We start from the raw sequence: 15,854 nt of genomic DNA, 5'->3' as shown, positions 1-15,854 counted from the left end.
CGCTGCCCGCCGGCCTCAGATCAACCGTGCCGCCACCAACCAGTCCGCCACCGCCTGAAACGACGCATCCGGTACCGGATCTCCCGGCACGGTCTTCCTGGCAATCGCCTGCGCCAGGTTGTTGTCCGGTGCCTGCGGGATGCCCAGGTCAAACGCCTCCTGCAACATCCCCAACGCCTCCTCTGGCGAAGCCCGGCACACCACCACCGGCACCGGCGTTTCTCCACGCACATAGCGCACGCCAATCACCCAGCCGTCGGTGGTGCCGATCATCATCGACGCCCGGCCCAGCCCCAGCTTGGTGGCCAGCGCCTGCATCTCCTGGCGCTGACGCCGTCGCTCGCTCTTGATCAGCGGGTCACCATCAATGTCCTTGCGCTCGCGCTTGGTTTCGCTACGAGTCATTTTCATGTCCCGGCCAAACAGCCAGCGTTGCATCAACACATCCACCCCGCCCACCAGGATAAAAGCCGCCAGTACGGTAAACACCAGCGGCTTGAGCACCAGGAAAAACGTCGACTCAATACACCCCGCGCCACACCGCGACGACTCCATCAATGCCTGCAACGCGTGCCGCCCCACCACGTAGAACGCCACGGCCAGCACGTGCACCTTGATCAGGCCCTTGATGAACTCCAAAAAATTGCGCAAGGCGAACAGCTTCTTGAAGCCTTCCGCCGGGTTGATGCGCTTGAACTCCGGCTTGATCGGCTCCACGGAAAACACAAAGCCGCGCATGGTGATGATATTGGTCAGGATCACCACCCCGGTGGTCACCGCCATCACCGGCAAGGTGATGCCGATCACCAGTTGCTCGGCGTGGTCCAGCACCCGTGGCCACACAGTGGCGAAGGGTTCGATGTAGATCTGCGCGGTCAGGTCGATCAGCGCGCTGACCTGGGCCTGGGCCCGGGGTGCGAGGATGGAAATGCACAGGGTGCAAAACAGGATGACCATGCCCGAGACCAGGTCCTGGCTCTTAGCGACCTGGCCTTTCTTGCGTGCGTCCTTGAGCTTTTTGTCCGTGGCCGGCTGGGATTTTTCTTCGCTGGTATCGCCCATGCGCTACTCCATGCCCGCCAGGGTTTTCAGCAGCTCCACGGTGCCGCGAAACTCTGCCAGTTGGTCCAGCATCAGCGGAATCAGGAAGCCGATGTAGATCACCATCAGGATCGAGAAAAACAGGTTTTTCACTGGCAACGACAGGTCAAAAATGTGCAGGTTCGGCGCCATGCGCGACAGGTACGCGAGCATCAGGTCAGTGACCAGCAGCGAGATGATCAGCGGTGAGACCATCAGCACCCCGACGCGCATGATCTGGTCAAGGATCGACAGCACCGCCAGCAACGCCGAGCTGGCAAACACCGGGGTGAACGCGGTCACTGGCCACAATTGGTAGCTGTGGTAATAGCCGTCGACCATCAGGATAAAACCGCCGGACATGAAGAACAGCGTGATCAACATCACCGTCAGCAAGGTCGACATCACACTCGACTCCCCGGTGGACAACGGGTCCACCAGTTGCGCCATGGTCGAACCGCGCTGCAGGTCGATCAACTCCCCCGCCACTTCCGCCGCCCAGAACGGGATGCCGAACAACAGGCCGATCAGGATGCCGATCAGGAATTCCTTGATCAGCAACCCGGCGATAAACAGGCTGCCGTGGTTCGGCATCGAGGTCATGGCGTCGAACACCGGCATGAACATCGGGATCGAAATCGCCACGGCCACGCAGCCGCGAATCATCCCGGTGAGCCCGAGGCGGTTGAACGCCGGGGTGATCACCACCACGCCCATGGCCCGGCAGGCCGCCAGCGAGGCCGAGCTGATCACCGGGTAGGCGACTTCGAGAAACTGTGCGGTAAGGCTGGCATCCATGGGGGGTCAGCGCGTCCACAGCGGGAAGTTGTCCAGCACCTGGCTGCCGAGTTCCGCCACTTGCCCGGCCAGCACCGGCCCCAGGAACACGATGGTCAGTAGCACCGCCACCAGCTTCACTACCTGGGGCAAGGTCTGGTCCTGGATCTGGGTCAACGCCTGGAACAGACCCACGCTCAAGCCGACGATAATCGCCACCCCCAGCGCCGGCGCGGAGAGCATCAGCACCGTCATCAGTGCCTGTTTCATCAATGACAGGAAAACGTCCTGGCCCATGGGTCGTGCCTCAGCCGTAACTCAGAATCAAACCGTGCATCAGGCGCGACCAGCCGCTCAACGACACGAACAGGAAGATTTTCAGCGGGATCGAAATCAGGTTCGGCGAGACCATCGACATGCCCATCGCCATCAGCACGTTGGACACCAGCAAGTCCACCACCAGGAACGGGATGTACAGCAGGAACCCGATCTCGAAGGCCCGGGTCAGTTCCGAGCTTACGAACGCCGGAATCAGCACCACCAGGTCGTCATCCCGCAGGTCGGCACGGGCTTCCGGCGACCAGATGGTCTCGGTGGCCTGCACGAAAAAGCCGCGCTCGGACTCATTGGCAAACCGCGCCAGGTGCGCCTGTAGAGGCGGGCGCAAGGCGTCGCCGAGGTCCTTGAGTTGCTCGACGTGCTCGATGTTCAGGTCGCGCCCTTCCACCTGGCGGTACATGTCGCCAATCAACGGCGTGGTGACGTACACCGAGAGAATCAGCGCGATGCCGTACAGCACCAGGTTCGGCGGCGTTTGCTGCACCCCCAGGGCGTTGCGGATCAGGAACAGCACCACCGAGATTTTCATGAAGCCGGTGAGGGTCACCACCGCCAGCGGGATCAACCCGATGGTGGCAACCACCAGGATGATCTCGATCAGGTTCGGCTGATAACCGGTCATGGGGTGGCGAAACTCAGCAGGCGTACGCCCAGGCCATCACCGATCTTCACCAGTTGGCCCTGGCCGACGCGGCGGCCGTTGACCATCAGGTCCACGCCATCCACCGTCGGCGTATTCAGTTGCAGCAGGCTGCCCGCCCCCAGCTCCCGCAACTGCGCCAGGGTCAGTTCCAGGCTGCCGACCTGGCACACCAGCTTGAGGGGTAAATCGTCCAGGGCCGCAGCGGCATCGACATCAGTCATTGTGTTCTCCATGTCCAAAAGGGGCGATTTCAAAGGTTCCTGCAGCTGCAGCGATGAGCCGTCGCGCTGGCAGCGAGCTTGCAGACGGCCCTCAAGGTCCAGCAGCAGGCCGCTGCCGGGCTCGAGCATCAACACGTCGCCGGGCCGCAGGCTGCGCAACTCGCCGAGGCTCAGCCATTGCTGTCCCGTGAGCACCGAGAGTGTCTGGCGCAACGCGGGTAATGGGTCGGCTTGGACCCGGCCGTGTTGCTCCAACAACTGCGCCACCAGGAGCGCGGCGCTTTCACTCAGGTCCAGTTGGGCGGCCATTGGCGGGGTGTTGCCGAAGGTCAATGTGAGCGCCAGGTGCACGGGGTAAGACCGCGCATCGTCACTGGCTTCGAGCAACTGCACGGGGTGGCCGAGCAACGGTTCGAGGCGCTCAATCAGATCCAGCACGGCCAGTTCCAGCAGCAGCGAACGCGGCAATGACGGCAGCACCTGCGCATCGAACTGCAACGCCAGCGGCACCAGCACTTGCTCCACAGCGGCGGCGGACAGACGCAGGCGCACCGGTGATTGCCCGAGCAGCAGCTGCACATCCCGAGGCGATTTCAGCGGCTGGGGATCGGCGGCCCAGGCGACACTCAAGTCCTGCCCGGCACAACGGCCCTGCCACGCATGGCGCCGGCGGTGCAGTTGGTTATGCACCGTGAGCAGCGCCGGGTCGAAGTGTTCAAGCCAGGGTGCCAAGGGGTCGGCAAGGGCCACGATCATGTGCCGAGTCCTTGTTCTTCAAGCAACTCACCGGCGACCCGCTCGCAGCTTTCGCGCCCGTCCAGCAGGCTTTGCCAGGCGTCGGACTGGCGCTGGCGGCTCAGGCGCTCCTGGCGAAACAGCTCACGCTCGCGCTCCTGGGTTTGCAGGGTGCTGGAGACGTGGCTGACGTCACCCTCAAGCAAGCGCTCATCATCGGACAAGCCCCGCAGGCGATCCTGGGCGGCCTGCCAACTGGCCACCGACAAGCCCTCTGTGAGTGAGGCGTAAATCTCGCCGGCTTCACGGGCAACGGCTTCACGGTGCAAGCGCAATTGCTCCTTGGCATCAGTCAGGGCGCCGTGGGTTTGCGCGCAACGTTGCTGTTGCGCCGCCAACTGGCTCGCCGCCCGTTGTTCCCGCAGCACCCGCAGGGTTTGCAAGGTGCGCAGTTGTTCAGTCTTCATCGGTTCTTTTCTCCATCGTCATACCAACAGCGCACTCACTGAGTGCATGAAGATCGAATGTGGGAGCTGTCGAGCCCCGGCAACACTGCAACATCGATGTCAGCAGTGCTGCCGCCATCGCAGCCTCGCTGAAGCTCGACAGCTCCCACACTGGACCTTGCTGCGCTTTCGGGCTCATGCCAGCACCTGCCGCATGCGGATCAAGGAGTGCATGAAGATCAAATGTGGGAGCTGTCGAGCCCCGGCGAGGCTGCGAAAGCGGTGGGTCAGGCAACATCGATGTTGGCCGTGCTGCCGCCATCGCAGCCTCGCTAAAGCTCGACAGCTCCCACACTGGATCTTGCTGTGCTTTCAGGCTCATGCGAGCACCTGGCGCATGCGGGTCAAGGTGTGCATGCAGATCAAATGTGGGAGCTGTCGAGCCCCGGCGAGGCTGCGAAAGCGGTGGGTCAGGCAACATCGATGTTGGCAGTGCTGCCGCCATCGCAGCCTCGCTAAAGCTCGACAGCTCCCACACTGGACCTTGCTGTGCTTTCAGGCTCATGCGAGCACCTGGCGCATGCGGGTCACGGTGTGCATGCAGATCAAATGTGGGAGCTGTCGAGCCCCGGCGAGGCTGCGATAGCGGTGGGTCAGGCAACATTGATGTTGGCTGTGCTGAAGCCATCGCAGCCTCGCTGCAGCTCGATAGCTCCCACACGGGATCGCGCTGCGCTTTCGGGCTCGTGCAAGCATCGGGCCCATGCGGGTCAAGGGGTACATGAAGATCAAATGTGGGAGCTGTCGAGCCCCGGCGAGGCTGCGAAAGCGGTGGGTCAGGCAACATTGATGTCGGCTGTGCTGACGCCATCGCAGCCTCGCTGAAGCTCGACAGCTCCCACACTGGATCGCGCTGCGCTTTCAGGTTCATGCCAGCACCTGACCCATGCGGTTTAAGGAGTGTATGAAGATCAAATGTGGGAGCTGTCGAGCCCCGGCGAGGCTGCGATAGCGGTGGGTCAGGCAACATCGATGTCGGCAGTGCTGCCGCCATCGCAGCCTCGCTGAAGCTCGACAGCTCCCACACTGGATCTTGCTGTGCTTTCGGGCTCATGCGAGCACCTGGCGCATGCGGGTCAAGGTGTGTTCGGGGCTGCTGGGTTCGTCGGCGTTCTGGCGCAGGAAGGCTTCAATCGCGCCATGACGGGTGATTGCTTCGTCGGCCAGGGGGTCGCTGCCGGCGGAGTACTCGCCGACGCGGATCAGCATTTCGATTTCGCCGTAACGCGCCATCAGTTCTCGGATACGCATTGCCAGACGTTTATGTTCCTCACCCGCCACCTGCTCCATCAACCGGCTGCGACTGCGCAGCACGTCCACCGCCGGGAAGTAGTTGCGCTGGGCCAGTTCGGCACTGAGGGCGATGTGCCCGTCGAGGATCGAACGCGCTTCTTCGGCAACCGGATCGCTGGCGGCGTCGCCTTCGGTAAGCACGGTGTACAGCGCGGTGATACTGCCGGTGGGCCCCGGGCCGGCGCGTTCCAGCAACTTGGGCAAGGTGGCGAAAAACGACGGTGGATAGCCGCGACGTGTCGGTGGCTCACCCACGGCCAAGCCGATCTCACGCTGGGCCCGGGCGAATCGTGTGAGGCTGTCCATCAACAGCAATACGTTACGGCCCTGGTCGCGGTGGTACTCAGCCAGGGTGGTGGCGACAAACGCCGCACGCACCCGCTCGGCCGCCGGGCGGTCGGAGGTGGCGACGACAGCAACGGTGCGTGCGCGGGCCCTGGCGTCCAGTTGCACGTCCAGCAGTTCGCGCACTTCCCTGCCCCGCTCGCCGATCAAACCGATGACAATCACATCGGCCTCGCTGTTGCGGATGATGCTCGCCAACAACGAAGATTTGCCCACACCGGGCTCACCGAAGATGCCCATACGCTGGCCCTGGGCAAGGGTCAGCAACCCATCGATGGAGCGAATGCCCAACGCCATGGAGCGTACGATCAGTTGCCGTGAGAACGGCGCCGGCGGCTCGGCGTGCAAGGGGTAAGTCTGCAAGTTCAAGGTCGGCGGTACACCGTCACCATCAAGAAACTCGCCCATGGGGTTGATCACCCGCCCCAGTTGCGCATCGCCTACCGCCACACCGAGGCTTTCGCCGGTGGCGATGATTTGCGTACGGGTCGACAGGCCTTCCATGGAACCGATGGGCGACAGGATCGCTTCATCACCATCAAACCCAATCACTTCGGCACTGAGGCTGCGGCCACTCACCGGGTCGCGCAGGTGGCACAGCTCGCCGATGCTCGCCCCCGCTACGCTGGCCCGCAGCAACACCCCGCGAATACTCAGCACCGTGCCTTGCATCGGACGCAAACGGGCCTGGGACAGCCGCTCGGTCAGGCGCGGCAGCAGTTGATTGAGGTTCATGCCACGCCCTCTTCAGCAAAGGGCAGCAAGCTGCGGCGCAGGGTTTGCAGCTGCGCTTCCAGCCCCAACTCAACCGAGCCCGCGGGGCTGCTGAGGCGGGCCTGGCCGGCGCCCAGTTGCGCATCGGCCTCCACGGCGATGCCGTCCTTCAGCAACTGTGGGCGCAGGGCATTCACTTCGGCCGGCGGCACCCACAAGGTCAGCGCCTGGCCTTGGCGAAACGCGCTCAACGCCTGGCGTGTACAACGCACCACGCGGTCGGTGTCGTCCAGCTCGCCGAGCACTTCACGCACGATGCCCAGGGCCAGGTCCGCCAGCGACGCCTCAAGCCCGGCCAGGTAATGCTGGACCTTGGCCTGGGTCTCCAGCAGCAGCTGCGCGACCTGTTCGGCGCCTTCCCGGCGGGCGCTCTCAAAGCCTTCGGCACGTGCGGTGTGCAGCCACTGGTCGCTGTCGGCCTTGATCTGCTCGGCGTGTTCCTTGGCAGCTTGCACGAAGGCGAAACCATCGGTCCACAAGGCCGCTTCGTCGGCACGCAAAATCCGGGCGGCGGGACGGTTGGGTAATTCACTCATGAGCAAGCTCCTCGGCGAGCAACCGGGCGGCGACGGTCTGGACAATTTCCAGGTCGCGGGGCAGGCGCCCGCTATAGCCTTTGGGTGCGACAAAACGCAGGGGCAACCAGCCTTGCAACTCGGCGGGCTGGGCCTGCAGCCAGGCGGCGACACAGGTGAGGCCATCGCGGTCGATGGCGTCGATCAACTCGGCGGGCTCGCGCAGCAGGTCGGCCGCGCCGCCCAACTGCCGGTTCGCCAGGGCCAGGGCAAAGGCTTCCTGACCGAGGCCTTCGCGCAGTTCATTGACCACTTCGCGGCGGATCTCCCGGCTCAAGGTCGAGGCATGCCAGATCGCGCCACACAGCCTGGGCAATCGCTCAAATTGCCCCGGGCTCAGCAGCAACACCGGCAAATCGGCGGCGGGTGGCGTAACCAGATGCGCCAGCGGCGCCAACTGATAATGACTGGCCAGCAACTGCTCCAGGCGCGACCGAAAACGCGGCTGCCCGTGCAAGGCTTGCAGCACCTCGGCGGGCAGGCCTTCGCCAAAACATTCGCCGAGGCTTTGCTCGCGCACAAACTTCAACGGCTGGGCGATCAGGCCCTGCCAACGCTCCACCAGGCTCATTCACCCTCCTTGAGCACATACAACGCCTGGGACTGGCGCCGCGCCCATTGCTGGCGGGCCAACACACCGCACGCGCCGATGGCGACCAGCAGCAAACCGCCGAACAGCAACCGCGCCTGATTGAGGTTGTCTTCCAACAGCCACAGGCCCATGAAGCGCGTCAATCGCGGTTGCGCCGGGTTCTGGCTGATGGACACGGCGGCCTTGATCGCCGTCACCGACACGCCGTCATAGCTCAGCCCGGAAATACCGTTGGCCACCAGGGTCTTGATCTGCGGGATCAACGTATTGATATCGGTGCCCGGGTCGTAGCGCACCAGCACCGAGGCTGACGACGGCGAAATCACCCGCTTGAGCAGGTCATTGTCCGGCAACACCACATGCACCCGCGCCGAGACGATGCCGTCGATCTGCGACACCGAGTGGGACAGTTCTTCGCTCAAGGCATAGATCATCTGAGCCCGCTCCTGCACCGGCGACGACACCAGGCCGTTGCCCTTGAACACCTCGCCCATGTTGGAAAAGCTCTGCTGCGGCAGGCCGGCGTTGTCCAGCAGCGTCATGGCTTCGGCGAAGCGTTGTTCGTCGACCACCACTTTCAACTGGCCGTTGTCCTGCACCTTGCGCGTCGCCGGGATGCCGTCGCGCAGCAGCACCGCGACCATGGCGTTGGCGTCGCGCTCGCTGAGGTTGGTGTAGAGGTCCATGTCGCAGGCCTGCAAGAGGCTGGCGAGCAGGCCGATCAGCAGCAGGCGCAGGGCACGATTCGGGCTTGGCATGGCGTTATTGACCCTTGAGCAGCGTGTTGGCGGAACCGGAAATCTGCGTCGCACCGCGCACCACCATCTGGGTTTCGATGGAGTAGTCGAACATCTTGCCCAGTGAATGGACGATCTGGTCGACCTGCTGCTCGGCGACTTTCTTGCCCGGCTCTGCGGAGGGAGAGGCACCCGTGGTGCGAATATCCGCAGCGGCCACTTGGGGCGGCGCCGACGGGTTATTGGTAAGTAAATCGGCGCGCTCGGAAAAGGTCCGGGAGCGGTCGATAAAACTGTTCAGGCGCTCCATCAGGCCCGAGCCGATCTGATGGGGGCTGGCGCCCTCGGGCATGCCCTTGGCCGTATTGGCCATGTGCTCGAACAGATTCTGCGAGGCCCCGGCGGGCCCCGCGCCGGCGGACGGCGGCAAGGCCGTGGCGCTGGCAGCGAGACTGATGGTCATGGGTGCGCCCTACTCTTCGTCGTCATCGGACATGGCGTCATTCAGCATTTCCTGCGCCTTGGGCATGATGATGAATTGACCGCCGATGGTGACCGCCTGGGTGATCAGGGCATCGGTGAATTCGGCATCGGTCATCTCCGGTTTGTCGGCGCTCTTGGCGTTATCCACCGCGGCGTTGAACTTGGCTTCAGGGCTGGCGCCACCGGGGGCGAGGTTGCTGTCTACGGCGGTTACGGACATGGTCATGCTCCTTTACTGGGGTTGGGGTGAATCAAGGGGTTTCGGTGCTCACCTGGGCACCGCGAAATACCCGCACGCCGTGCTCGCGCGCCACGACAGGCGGGTTGGCCTTGGGTTGCAGGTGATCCACATGCTGCTGGACCAGCGCCAGGTACGGCGGCGGCCCGGACACAAAGACTTCATCGCCCTCGGGACCATTGCGCATCGACAACTGCTGGCCGAACACATCGAGGTTGTTCAAATACGCCTGCAACTGGTCCAGGTTCAGGGCGTTGGCCTTGAACAGCTTAGTGGTGATTTCGTCGCTGGCATTGAGGTACAGCAGGTTGCCGTCGAAGTACCAGGTCAGGCCGTTGGTGCTGCACAACGTCTGCAGAAACTCCCCGGCGGTGGCTGCGCGCACGGTGCTGCGGGCCTTGCCACGCACCTTGTCCGAGAGCACCAGCGGGATGTCGAGGTTGTGGCCGAACTCTTCGAGGGCGGCGCGTACGTCCTGGTCCACCAGAACGTAGGCGTAGGGTTTGGCAAACCATTCGGGCTCTTCGTCGGCGTGGGCGATCGAGGCGCCAAACAGCACCGACAGACATAGGAGCGCCATGGAAAATATGCTTACATGACGTCCGCCTTCGCCCAACGAGTTGTGACGATGACCAAACACTTTTTGCTTGCCGGCAGCCTGTTGCTGGCCGCCTGTTCCAGTACTGTGCCGAGCGATTCCGACCGCTCGGTAAAGCTGGCCAACGACCTGAACAAACGCGGCGACTACGCCAGCGCGGCGGCGCTGTACGAACGTGCGGCCCAGCAACCGGGCGCCGGCATCGATTTGTGGCTCAAACTCGGCCAGGCACGGCTCGACGGCAACGACGCGCCCGGTGCCGAACGCGCCTTCCAACAAGCCCTCGGCCTCCAGGCGCACAACGCCGAAGCCTTGCTGGGCCTGGGCACCGCGCAACTGCGACTGGGCAAAACCCAACGCGCCGTGACCGCCCTGGGCCAGGCCGCAGACGCCAGCCAATCGCCGGTCGCGTACACCCGACTGGGCATCGCCCACGTGCTGAACGGCCAGGCGGTGACGGCACAAACCGCCTTCGCCAAAGCCCTGAGCCTGCAACCCGACGACCTCGACAGCCGCTGCAACCTGGCCCTGGCCTACGCCCTTGGCGGCCAGTCCCAACAGGCGTTGGACACCATCGCCCCCGTCACCCAATCGCCCCGCGCGTTGCCACGGCATCAACGTAATGAGTTGTTGGTGCTGGTATTGGCGGGATACGAACAGCGAGTGGCCAGCTTGCCGCTGGACGATATTCCGGCCGCTGAGCGCGCACGCCTGATCACCGAAGCCAACCGCATCAAAGGCATCAGCGACCCGGTTGCGCAAGCGCGCGAGTTGGGGCTGGTGGATACGCACTAAAGGGTAACCTTGCTGTTGCCCTGCTTTTGATCTTGCTTTTGATCTATCAGGCCCCGTTAACCACGATGGCCGCAAGCAGGCACGGTGGAGCGGGTAAACCGGCAAGGATGCCGGTTTAGCTGCGCTGGGCCAGGGATGGCCCATCGCAGCGACCCGCGGAGCCGGGCCGGAGTGCGGGCATGCCGAGCCTAGGCGAGGCACCGAGTGGTGGGGCAAAGACCTTTTGGTTACTTTTGGGGCGTTTGCCAAAAGTGACCCGCTGTAAGAGCGGAACCCTAAGTGGCCGTTACCGCAGGAATGGATATGTACGCGGTAAGCTTCAAGATCCTGGTCGCCTATCAGTCCGCTTTCGCGAGCAAGCCCGCTCCCACATTTGGATGGTGGTGTGGCAGATGGATCTGCTGGGTCTGGAATACCGCTATCGCAGGCAAGCCAGCTCCCACATTGGGTCGGTGGTGTGGCAGATGGATCTTCTGGGGCTGGGATACTGCTATCGCAGGCAAGCCAGCTCCCACAGTTGGACTGTGGTGTGACAGATAGATCTGCTGGGGCTGGAATACTGCTATCGCAGTCAAGCCAGCTCCCAAAGGGGGAATGTGCATGACGGATCATTTCTCCGCTCCCGGAGCGCCCGCCTTGGCCTCTTGCTGAGCCTGACGCCGCTGCAACTGCTCCCGATCAAACCCCTCGATATACACCTGCGCCGCCCGCCCAACCGGCGCCGCCATCGCCGGGCCGGTGGCCCGCCCCTGATTCAAATCCTGCCGCTGCTCCACCATCTGCATCAAATTCAAATTGTTGGCACACCCCAACGGCAAGGTCGCCTTGAAATCCTCATCCAACCCAATCTCATCCTTGGCCGGCGGCTGCTGGCACTGGCTCGGCAACCCGTCCGCCTGATACTGCGGTGAGTAATACACCGGCGCCAGATGCGTCTTGCACCCCACCACCAACAGGGGCAAACACATCAACAAACGCGAAACTTTCATGCCATGCCCCCTCATCAATTCATGTAGAAACCAAACGCCCCACCACTGCGCGGCCCCGCCGCTGCGGCGGTTGCGGGCTGTGCATCCAGCGGCGTGGCCAGGGTGCGACTGCGCACCGGCTCCACCAGGTACGGCGTGATCAAAATCACCAATTCGGTTTCATTGCGCTGGAAACGCTTGGAGCGAAACAGGTTGCCCAGGATCGGCAGATCCCCCAGCAACGGCAGCTTCTCGATGTCCTGGCTGCTCTCACGCTGGAACAGCCCGGCAATCGCAAACGTCTGCCCGCTGCCCACTTCCACCCGCGTATCGGCGCGGCGCACGCTGAACGACGGCACATGGAAATTGCCGAAATCCACCGTTCCGCCACTCACCACACTGCTGACCTCCGGGCGCACTTGCAGGGCGATCCGGCCGTTGGGCAGCAGGGTCGGATTGAACAGCAGCGACACGCCGAACGACTTGTATTCAATCCCCACCAGATCCCGATTCACCGGTACCGGAATCGCCACTTCGCCGCCCGCCAGGAAGCTCGCGGTCTGCCCGGTCATGGCGGTGATATTCGGCTCGGCCAGAATTTGCAGAATCCCGTTGGCCTGCAACGCATCGAGCATGCCGTCGATATTGGTGTTGCCCGAACCGCTGCCCGCCGCTGCCAGTCCACCCGCAGTCGCCGCTGCCAGCGGCCCACCGGTGATCAGGCCGAAGGAAAACGTGCCGTTGCTGAACATGGCGTTCCAGTTCACGCCGTAGTGCAACAGCTCCGAGCGGGACACTTCAGCGAACCGCACCCGCAAATTGACCTGGGCCGCACCGGCATATTCAGTGGTGTTGACCGCACTCTGAAAACCCTGGCCCTGGGGGTTGAGCAAGGCATTCAAATCCGTCGCCTCGCCCACGCTGCGCACCGTGCCCTTGGCGATCAAGCGGTTGCCGGCGCCGCTGATCTGCGCGCCATTGCCGGGATGCAATTCCTGCATCGGCGCGGTCACTGCCTGGGACGCGCTACTGACCGCCAGGCTCAGGCTGGCAAGCTGTTTGCCGTCGCTGCCGAGGGCAATCAGGCTGGTATTGCCCGGGGCCTTGCCGAAGATGTAGATCACACCGGGCGACACCACTTGTAGGTCGGCAATCCCCGGCTCGGCTACCAGCACCGATTCCACCGGCGCGACGAAGTGCAGGATCCGGCCTTCTCCGGAGGCGAGGCTGATGGAGCCTTGGGCGCCATTGGCAATGTCCTGGGCGCTGCAAAAAAACGAGGTCAACGTCAGCAATAACAAACAAAAACGAATCATGAGGCAGACGCCAGGGAAGTGACGGAAGCCGCGGCAGGTGCACGGCGGTTGGAGATATCGGTAAGGCTGATGGTCACCAGCGCTTGCAGGTTGTATTCAGTGGCCAGCTCGCGAAACGACAGCACCGCCAGTTCCAGCTCACCGCGCAGCACCAAACGGCGCAGGCTGCGGCGCAATTCCGGATGCACCAGCAATACCGCGCTGTTGGCCTCGAGGGTTTTGTCGCAGGCCTGGCGCAGCTGGGCGAGCAAGGCGCGGTTGACCTCCTCGGGGATCACTTCGCGGCTGGGCTCCTGGCGACGCAGGGACGCGCGCAGTTGGTCTTCCAATCCCGGCGCCAGCACCAGGGCACCAATTACCCGATTGCGATCGGCGTATTGATGACTGATCTGCCGTGCCAACGCGGCGCGCAGGTGTTCGGCGAGGCGACTGGCGTCGGTTTCCCGAGCGCCCCACTCCACCATGGCTTCTAGCAAGGCCCGTTGATTACGGATCGACACGCCCTCGCCCACCAGCAGGCGCAGGGTCTCGGCCACCCGCTGCAACGGCACCAGGCGCAAGGCTTCCTTGACCAGTTCGCCGTAGGTAGCTTCGGTACGTTCAAGCAGCAGGCGGGTTTCCTGGATCCCGAGGAAGTCCGCGGCATAGCGGCGCAGGCTGCGTTCCAGCACGCCGCGCAGCACCTCATCCGGTAGCAGGAAACCGATGCCGGCGGTGCGCAACGCGTCTTCGTGCTGGCGCTCGATCCAGTGTGCGGCGCGGCCATTGAGGGGCGAATCGGCTTGCAGGGTGGCGATGTCCAGCAGTTGCACGTGCACCGGATCGTCCTGCAACAACAGGCAGTTGATCGGCATCTCGCCTTCGCTGACCGGCACGCCTTCCAGGGACACCCGAAAGCTGCCCGGCGTGGCCTTGGCGTCCATGTGAATGCCCGGCACCGGCATGTCGACGCCGAGGTCGCTGCGAATGTCGTGACACAGCGCTTCGATGCGCTGGCTCAACAGCTGGCGCGGTGCGCTGAGGGCCAAGGCGCTGCCGAGGGTCAGCAACACCCGCGTGTCGGGGGCCACGCCATAATCCTGCTCGGCCTGCACCTCCACCACCGGCTCCAGGGTCTCGATCAGCGCCTCGGGTTCCACCAGGTGTTCACGGGTATGACGGCGGTACATCACGAACGCCGCGCCGCCGAACACCAGCGACAACCCGAGGAACACCCAGGTCGGAAAACCCGGGATCACGCTGACGCCCACCATGATCAATGCGGTCAGACCGAGGGCCCGGTAGCTGGCACCCAACTGCTTGAGAATCTCGCTGCCGAGGTCACCCGCCTCGCCGTCGCTGTTGACCCGCGTCACCACGGTGCCCGCCGCTACCGAGATCAGCAGCGCCGGGATCTGTGCGATCAAGCCGTCGCCCACGGTCAGCAGCGAATAGGTGTGCACCGCCGCGCCGAAGGCCATGTCGCGCTCGATCATGCCGATCAGCATGCCGCCCAGCAGGTTGACCGCGAGGATCACCAACCCGGCAATCGCATCGCCCTTGACGAACTTCATCGCCCCGTCCATCGCGCCGAACATCTGGCTCTCGCGCTCCAGGCGTGAGCGCCGGCGCCGGGCTTCGGCCTGGTCGATATCACCATTGCGCAGGTCGTTGTCGATGCTCATCTGTTTGCCGGGCATCGCATCCAGGGTGAAGCGCGCCGCCACTTCCGCGACCCGCTCGGCGCCCTTGGTGATCACCACAAATTGCGCCACGGTGATGATCAGGAACACCACCATGCCCACCACCACCTGGCCGGCAATCACGAAGTCGCCGAAGGCCTTGACGATGTGGCCTGCGTCGCCGTGCAGCAGAATCAAGCGGGTGGTGGTGATGGACAGCGACAGGCGAAACAGGGTGCTGAGCAGAATCAGCGGTGGCAGCGCGGAGAATTCCACCGAGTGGCCGATGTAGAAGGCGACGATCAGGATCAGGATGCTCAGGGCAATGTTCAGGCCGATCAGCATATCCACCAGGTAGGTGGGCAGCGGGATGATCATCATCACAATCGCCATCAGCATGAACGCGACAATGATCACGTCGGTACGCTGGGCGGCCATGCGTGCGATGCCGTTCAGGCGGTTGAGCAGGTTCATGGCGCCACTCTCCGTGCAGCCAGGTAGCGTTTGAAGCACTGGCGCGCTTCGTCCTTGCGTTCCCCGTACCACAGCGCCCGGGCGCGCAGCAGCAACAGGCTGGCGGACTCGCCTTCCAGCGCCACCAGGCGGTCCAGGGCTGCGAGTGCGCGGGTGAAGTCGCCGCTGTCGGTGAACGCTAGCACCAGCGAGCGCAGCAGCAGGCCGTCGTCGGGTGCCACGCTCACGGCAATCAGCAGCATCACCAGCGCACGCTGGGACTGGCCGTTGCGCCGGTACAGCTCGCCAATGCCCTTGAGCAATTGCACCGCGTCGTCGTTATTCCGGGACATCAGGCCTGGACCTCCGAGCGTTGTTGTTCGAGGGTGCGGCGCATCTCGATTTCCTCGTTGATCAGGTCATGGGCCAGCGCCTTGATCTGCGGCTCGGCGTCGAGGTTCGGCAACAGGTGCTGCATCACGTGATCCAGCAACTCCAGGGACCGTGCGCTGCCGAACAGCAGCGAGTCGACGCCGGCGGCGCTGGTGAGCTCTTCCAGGTCACTGCGCAAGGAGCGACGGGACTGGACCTTGCGGGTTTTCAGCACGGCCTCGAAGGCGGTGGCCTGGCGCGAATTGACCGGGCGGATCGCCTCCACCGGCGCGCTGCGCACATCACTGGGAATCAACGGACGGGGTTCGACTTTCATCCCGGGGCCTTAGCTG

General features: G+C 63.7%; 20 protein-coding genes. 1 reads left to right on the top strand and 19 read right to left on the bottom strand.

The annotated features are described in order from the left end of the window. Positions 1-15 precede the first annotated feature (15 nt). From BLU46_RS27715 to BLU46_RS27655, 14 genes are all read right to left on the bottom strand, one after another. Complete coding sequence (locus BLU46_RS27715; RefSeq protein WP_093208150.1) at positions 16-1,062, bottom strand: EscU/YscU/HrcU family type III secretion system export apparatus switch protein; 1,047 nt, start codon at positions 1,060-1,062, stop codon at positions 16-18. 3 nt (positions 1,063-1,065) lie between these two features. Continuing rightward, complete coding sequence (sctT, locus tag BLU46_RS27710) at positions 1,066-1,878, bottom strand: type III secretion system export apparatus subunit SctT (RefSeq protein WP_003208312.1); 813 nt, start codon at positions 1,876-1,878, stop codon at positions 1,066-1,068. Positions 1,879-1,884: 6 nt separating this feature from the next. Continuing rightward, positions 1,885-2,154: a type III secretion system export apparatus subunit SctS gene (gene sctS, locus BLU46_RS27705; RefSeq protein ID WP_003208314.1), complete on the bottom strand. Its 270-nt coding sequence runs from the start codon at positions 2,152-2,154 to the stop codon at positions 1,885-1,887. Between the two features lie 10 nt (positions 2,155-2,164). Then, a complete protein-coding gene (gene sctR / locus BLU46_RS27700) occupies positions 2,165-2,818 on the bottom strand; it encodes a type III secretion system export apparatus subunit SctR (protein WP_003208316.1) in 654 nt (217 codons plus the stop codon). Then, complete coding sequence (gene sctQ, locus BLU46_RS27695) at positions 2,815-3,816, bottom strand: type III secretion system cytoplasmic ring protein SctQ (protein WP_093208147.1); 1,002 nt, start codon at positions 3,814-3,816, stop codon at positions 2,815-2,817. Before sctQ ends, sctR begins: the two co-directional genes overlap by 4 nt. Next, positions 3,813-4,262: a hypothetical protein gene (locus tag BLU46_RS27690; protein ID WP_017477027.1), complete on the bottom strand. Its 450-nt coding sequence runs from the start codon at positions 4,260-4,262 to the stop codon at positions 3,813-3,815. Before BLU46_RS27690 ends, sctQ begins: the two co-directional genes overlap by 4 nt. Then, positions 4,252-4,806, bottom strand: coding sequence for a hypothetical protein (locus BLU46_RS32950; RefSeq protein ID WP_157721316.1), 555 nt, complete (start codon positions 4,804-4,806; stop codon positions 4,252-4,254). Before BLU46_RS32950 ends, BLU46_RS27690 begins: the two co-directional genes overlap by 11 nt. A gap of 545 nt (positions 4,807-5,351) precedes the next feature. Continuing rightward, entirely contained in the window at positions 5,352-6,674 is a 1,323-nt protein-coding gene (locus tag BLU46_RS27685; RefSeq protein WP_093208145.1) for a FliI/YscN family ATPase, read from the bottom strand. Beyond that, the gene (locus tag BLU46_RS27680; protein ID WP_063028759.1) at positions 6,671-7,249 is read right to left on the bottom strand and encodes a FliH/SctL family protein; all 579 of its coding nucleotides are present in this window, start codon (positions 7,247-7,249) and stop codon (positions 6,671-6,673) included. Before BLU46_RS27680 ends, BLU46_RS27685 begins: the two co-directional genes overlap by 4 nt. Continuing rightward, the gene (locus tag BLU46_RS27675; protein WP_093208142.1) at positions 7,242-7,859 is read right to left on the bottom strand and encodes a type III secretion protein; all 618 of its coding nucleotides are present in this window, start codon (positions 7,857-7,859) and stop codon (positions 7,242-7,244) included. Before BLU46_RS27675 ends, BLU46_RS27680 begins: the two co-directional genes overlap by 8 nt. Then, entirely contained in the window at positions 7,856-8,638 is a 783-nt protein-coding gene (sctJ, locus tag BLU46_RS27670; protein ID WP_093208139.1) for a type III secretion system inner membrane ring lipoprotein SctJ, read from the bottom strand. Before sctJ ends, BLU46_RS27675 begins: the two co-directional genes overlap by 4 nt. A gap of 4 nt (positions 8,639-8,642) precedes the next feature. Next, positions 8,643-9,080 (bottom strand): hypothetical protein, encoded by a 438-nt coding sequence (locus BLU46_RS27665; RefSeq protein ID WP_093208136.1) that lies wholly within the window; start codon positions 9,078-9,080, stop codon positions 8,643-8,645. A 9-nt stretch (positions 9,081-9,089) separates the two neighbouring features. Further along, positions 9,090-9,320 carry a hypothetical protein gene (locus BLU46_RS27660; RefSeq protein WP_003208330.1) on the bottom strand — a complete coding sequence of 77 codons (231 nt, stop codon included), beginning with the start codon at positions 9,318-9,320 and terminating at the stop codon, positions 9,090-9,092. A gap of 31 nt (positions 9,321-9,351) precedes the next feature. Beyond that, a complete protein-coding gene (locus BLU46_RS27655; protein ID WP_093208133.1) occupies positions 9,352-9,918 on the bottom strand; it encodes a type III secretion protein in 567 nt (188 codons plus the stop codon). 48 nt (positions 9,919-9,966) lie between these two features. Between BLU46_RS27655 and BLU46_RS27650 the strand changes: the two genes are divergently transcribed. Then, positions 9,967-10,731, top strand: coding sequence for a tetratricopeptide repeat protein (locus BLU46_RS27650; protein ID WP_093208130.1), 765 nt, complete (start codon positions 9,967-9,969; stop codon positions 10,729-10,731). Positions 10,732-11,339: 608 nt separating this feature from the next. Here the strand turns inward: BLU46_RS27650 and BLU46_RS27645 are convergent. The 5 genes from BLU46_RS27645 to BLU46_RS27625 are packed head-to-tail and all read right to left on the bottom strand — an operon-like array spanning position 11,340 to position 15,838. Further along, entirely contained in the window at positions 11,340-11,720 is a 381-nt protein-coding gene (locus tag BLU46_RS27645) for a hypothetical protein (protein WP_063033936.1), read from the bottom strand. A gap of 14 nt (positions 11,721-11,734) precedes the next feature. Next, positions 11,735-13,015, bottom strand: coding sequence for a type II and III secretion system protein family protein (locus BLU46_RS27640; RefSeq protein ID WP_093208127.1), 1,281 nt, complete (start codon positions 13,013-13,015; stop codon positions 11,735-11,737). Further along, entirely contained in the window at positions 13,012-15,150 is a 2,139-nt protein-coding gene (sctV, locus tag BLU46_RS27635) for a type III secretion system export apparatus subunit SctV (protein ID WP_063028747.1), read from the bottom strand. The genes BLU46_RS27640 and sctV overlap by 4 nt, the downstream gene beginning before the upstream one ends. Continuing rightward, positions 15,147-15,482 carry a tetratricopeptide repeat protein gene (locus BLU46_RS27630; RefSeq protein WP_017477037.1) on the bottom strand — a complete coding sequence of 112 codons (336 nt, stop codon included), beginning with the start codon at positions 15,480-15,482 and terminating at the stop codon, positions 15,147-15,149. The genes sctV and BLU46_RS27630 overlap by 4 nt, the downstream gene beginning before the upstream one ends. Next, positions 15,482-15,838 (bottom strand): hypothetical protein, encoded by a 357-nt coding sequence (locus tag BLU46_RS27625; RefSeq protein ID WP_063028745.1) that lies wholly within the window; start codon positions 15,836-15,838, stop codon positions 15,482-15,484. The genes BLU46_RS27630 and BLU46_RS27625 overlap by 1 nt, the downstream gene beginning before the upstream one ends. Positions 15,839-15,854 lie beyond the last annotated feature (16 nt).

Origin of the sequence: Pseudomonas yamanorum (assembly GCF_900105735.1) — a bacterium.
GTDB lineage: Bacteria > Pseudomonadota > Gammaproteobacteria > Pseudomonadales > Pseudomonadaceae > Aquipseudomonas > Aquipseudomonas yamanorum.
This window is presented reverse-complemented; position numbering and strand designations above follow the sequence as displayed.

Coding starts and splice junctions, on each gene's coding strand:
- sctT (WP_003208312.1), bottom strand. CDS start 1,878: ATGGATGCCAGCCTTACCGCACAGTTTCTCGAAGTCGCCTACCCGGTG.
- BLU46_RS32950 (WP_157721316.1), bottom strand. CDS start 4,806: ATGAGCCTGAAAGCACAGCAAGGTCCAGTGTGGGAGCTGTCGAGCTTT.
- BLU46_RS27630 (WP_017477037.1), bottom strand. CDS start 15,482: ATGTCCCGGAATAACGACGACGCGGTGCAATTGCTCAAGGGCATTGGC.
- sctQ (WP_093208147.1), bottom strand. CDS start 3,816: ATGATCGTGGCCCTTGCCGACCCCTTGGCACCCTGGCTTGAACACTTC.
- sctV (WP_063028747.1), bottom strand. CDS start 15,150: ATGAACCTGCTCAACCGCCTGAACGGCATCGCACGCATGGCCGCCCAG.
- sctR (WP_003208316.1), bottom strand. CDS start 2,818: ATGACCGGTTATCAGCCGAACCTGATCGAGATCATCCTGGTGGTTGCC.
- BLU46_RS27655 (WP_093208133.1), bottom strand. CDS start 9,918: ATGGCGCTCCTATGTCTGTCGGTGCTGTTTGGCGCCTCGATCGCCCAC.
- BLU46_RS27640 (WP_093208127.1), bottom strand. CDS start 13,015: ATGATTCGTTTTTGTTTGTTATTGCTGACGTTGACCTCGTTTTTTTGC.
- BLU46_RS27690 (WP_017477027.1), bottom strand. CDS start 4,262: ATGAAGACTGAACAACTGCGCACCTTGCAAACCCTGCGGGTGCTGCGG.
- BLU46_RS27625 (WP_063028745.1), bottom strand. CDS start 15,838: ATGAAAGTCGAACCCCGTCCGTTGATTCCCAGTGATGTGCGCAGCGCG.
- BLU46_RS27645 (WP_063033936.1), bottom strand. CDS start 11,720: ATGAAAGTTTCGCGTTTGTTGATGTGTTTGCCCCTGTTGGTGGTGGGG.
- BLU46_RS27715 (WP_093208150.1), bottom strand. CDS start 1,062: ATGGGCGATACCAGCGAAGAAAAATCCCAGCCGGCCACGGACAAAAAG.
- sctS (WP_003208314.1), bottom strand. CDS start 2,154: ATGGGCCAGGACGTTTTCCTGTCATTGATGAAACAGGCACTGATGACG.
- BLU46_RS27680 (WP_063028759.1), bottom strand. CDS start 7,249: ATGAGTGAATTACCCAACCGTCCCGCCGCCCGGATTTTGCGTGCCGAC.
- BLU46_RS27660 (WP_003208330.1), bottom strand. CDS start 9,320: ATGTCCGTAACCGCCGTAGACAGCAACCTCGCCCCCGGTGGCGCCAGC.
- BLU46_RS27675 (WP_093208142.1), bottom strand. CDS start 7,859: ATGAGCCTGGTGGAGCGTTGGCAGGGCCTGATCGCCCAGCCGTTGAAG.
- BLU46_RS27685 (WP_093208145.1), bottom strand. CDS start 6,674: ATGAACCTCAATCAACTGCTGCCGCGCCTGACCGAGCGGCTGTCCCAG.
- sctJ (WP_093208139.1), bottom strand. CDS start 8,638: ATGCCAAGCCCGAATCGTGCCCTGCGCCTGCTGCTGATCGGCCTGCTC.
- BLU46_RS27665 (WP_093208136.1), bottom strand. CDS start 9,080: ATGACCATCAGTCTCGCTGCCAGCGCCACGGCCTTGCCGCCGTCCGCC.
- BLU46_RS27650 (WP_093208130.1), top strand. CDS start 9,967: ATGACCAAACACTTTTTGCTTGCCGGCAGCCTGTTGCTGGCCGCCTGT.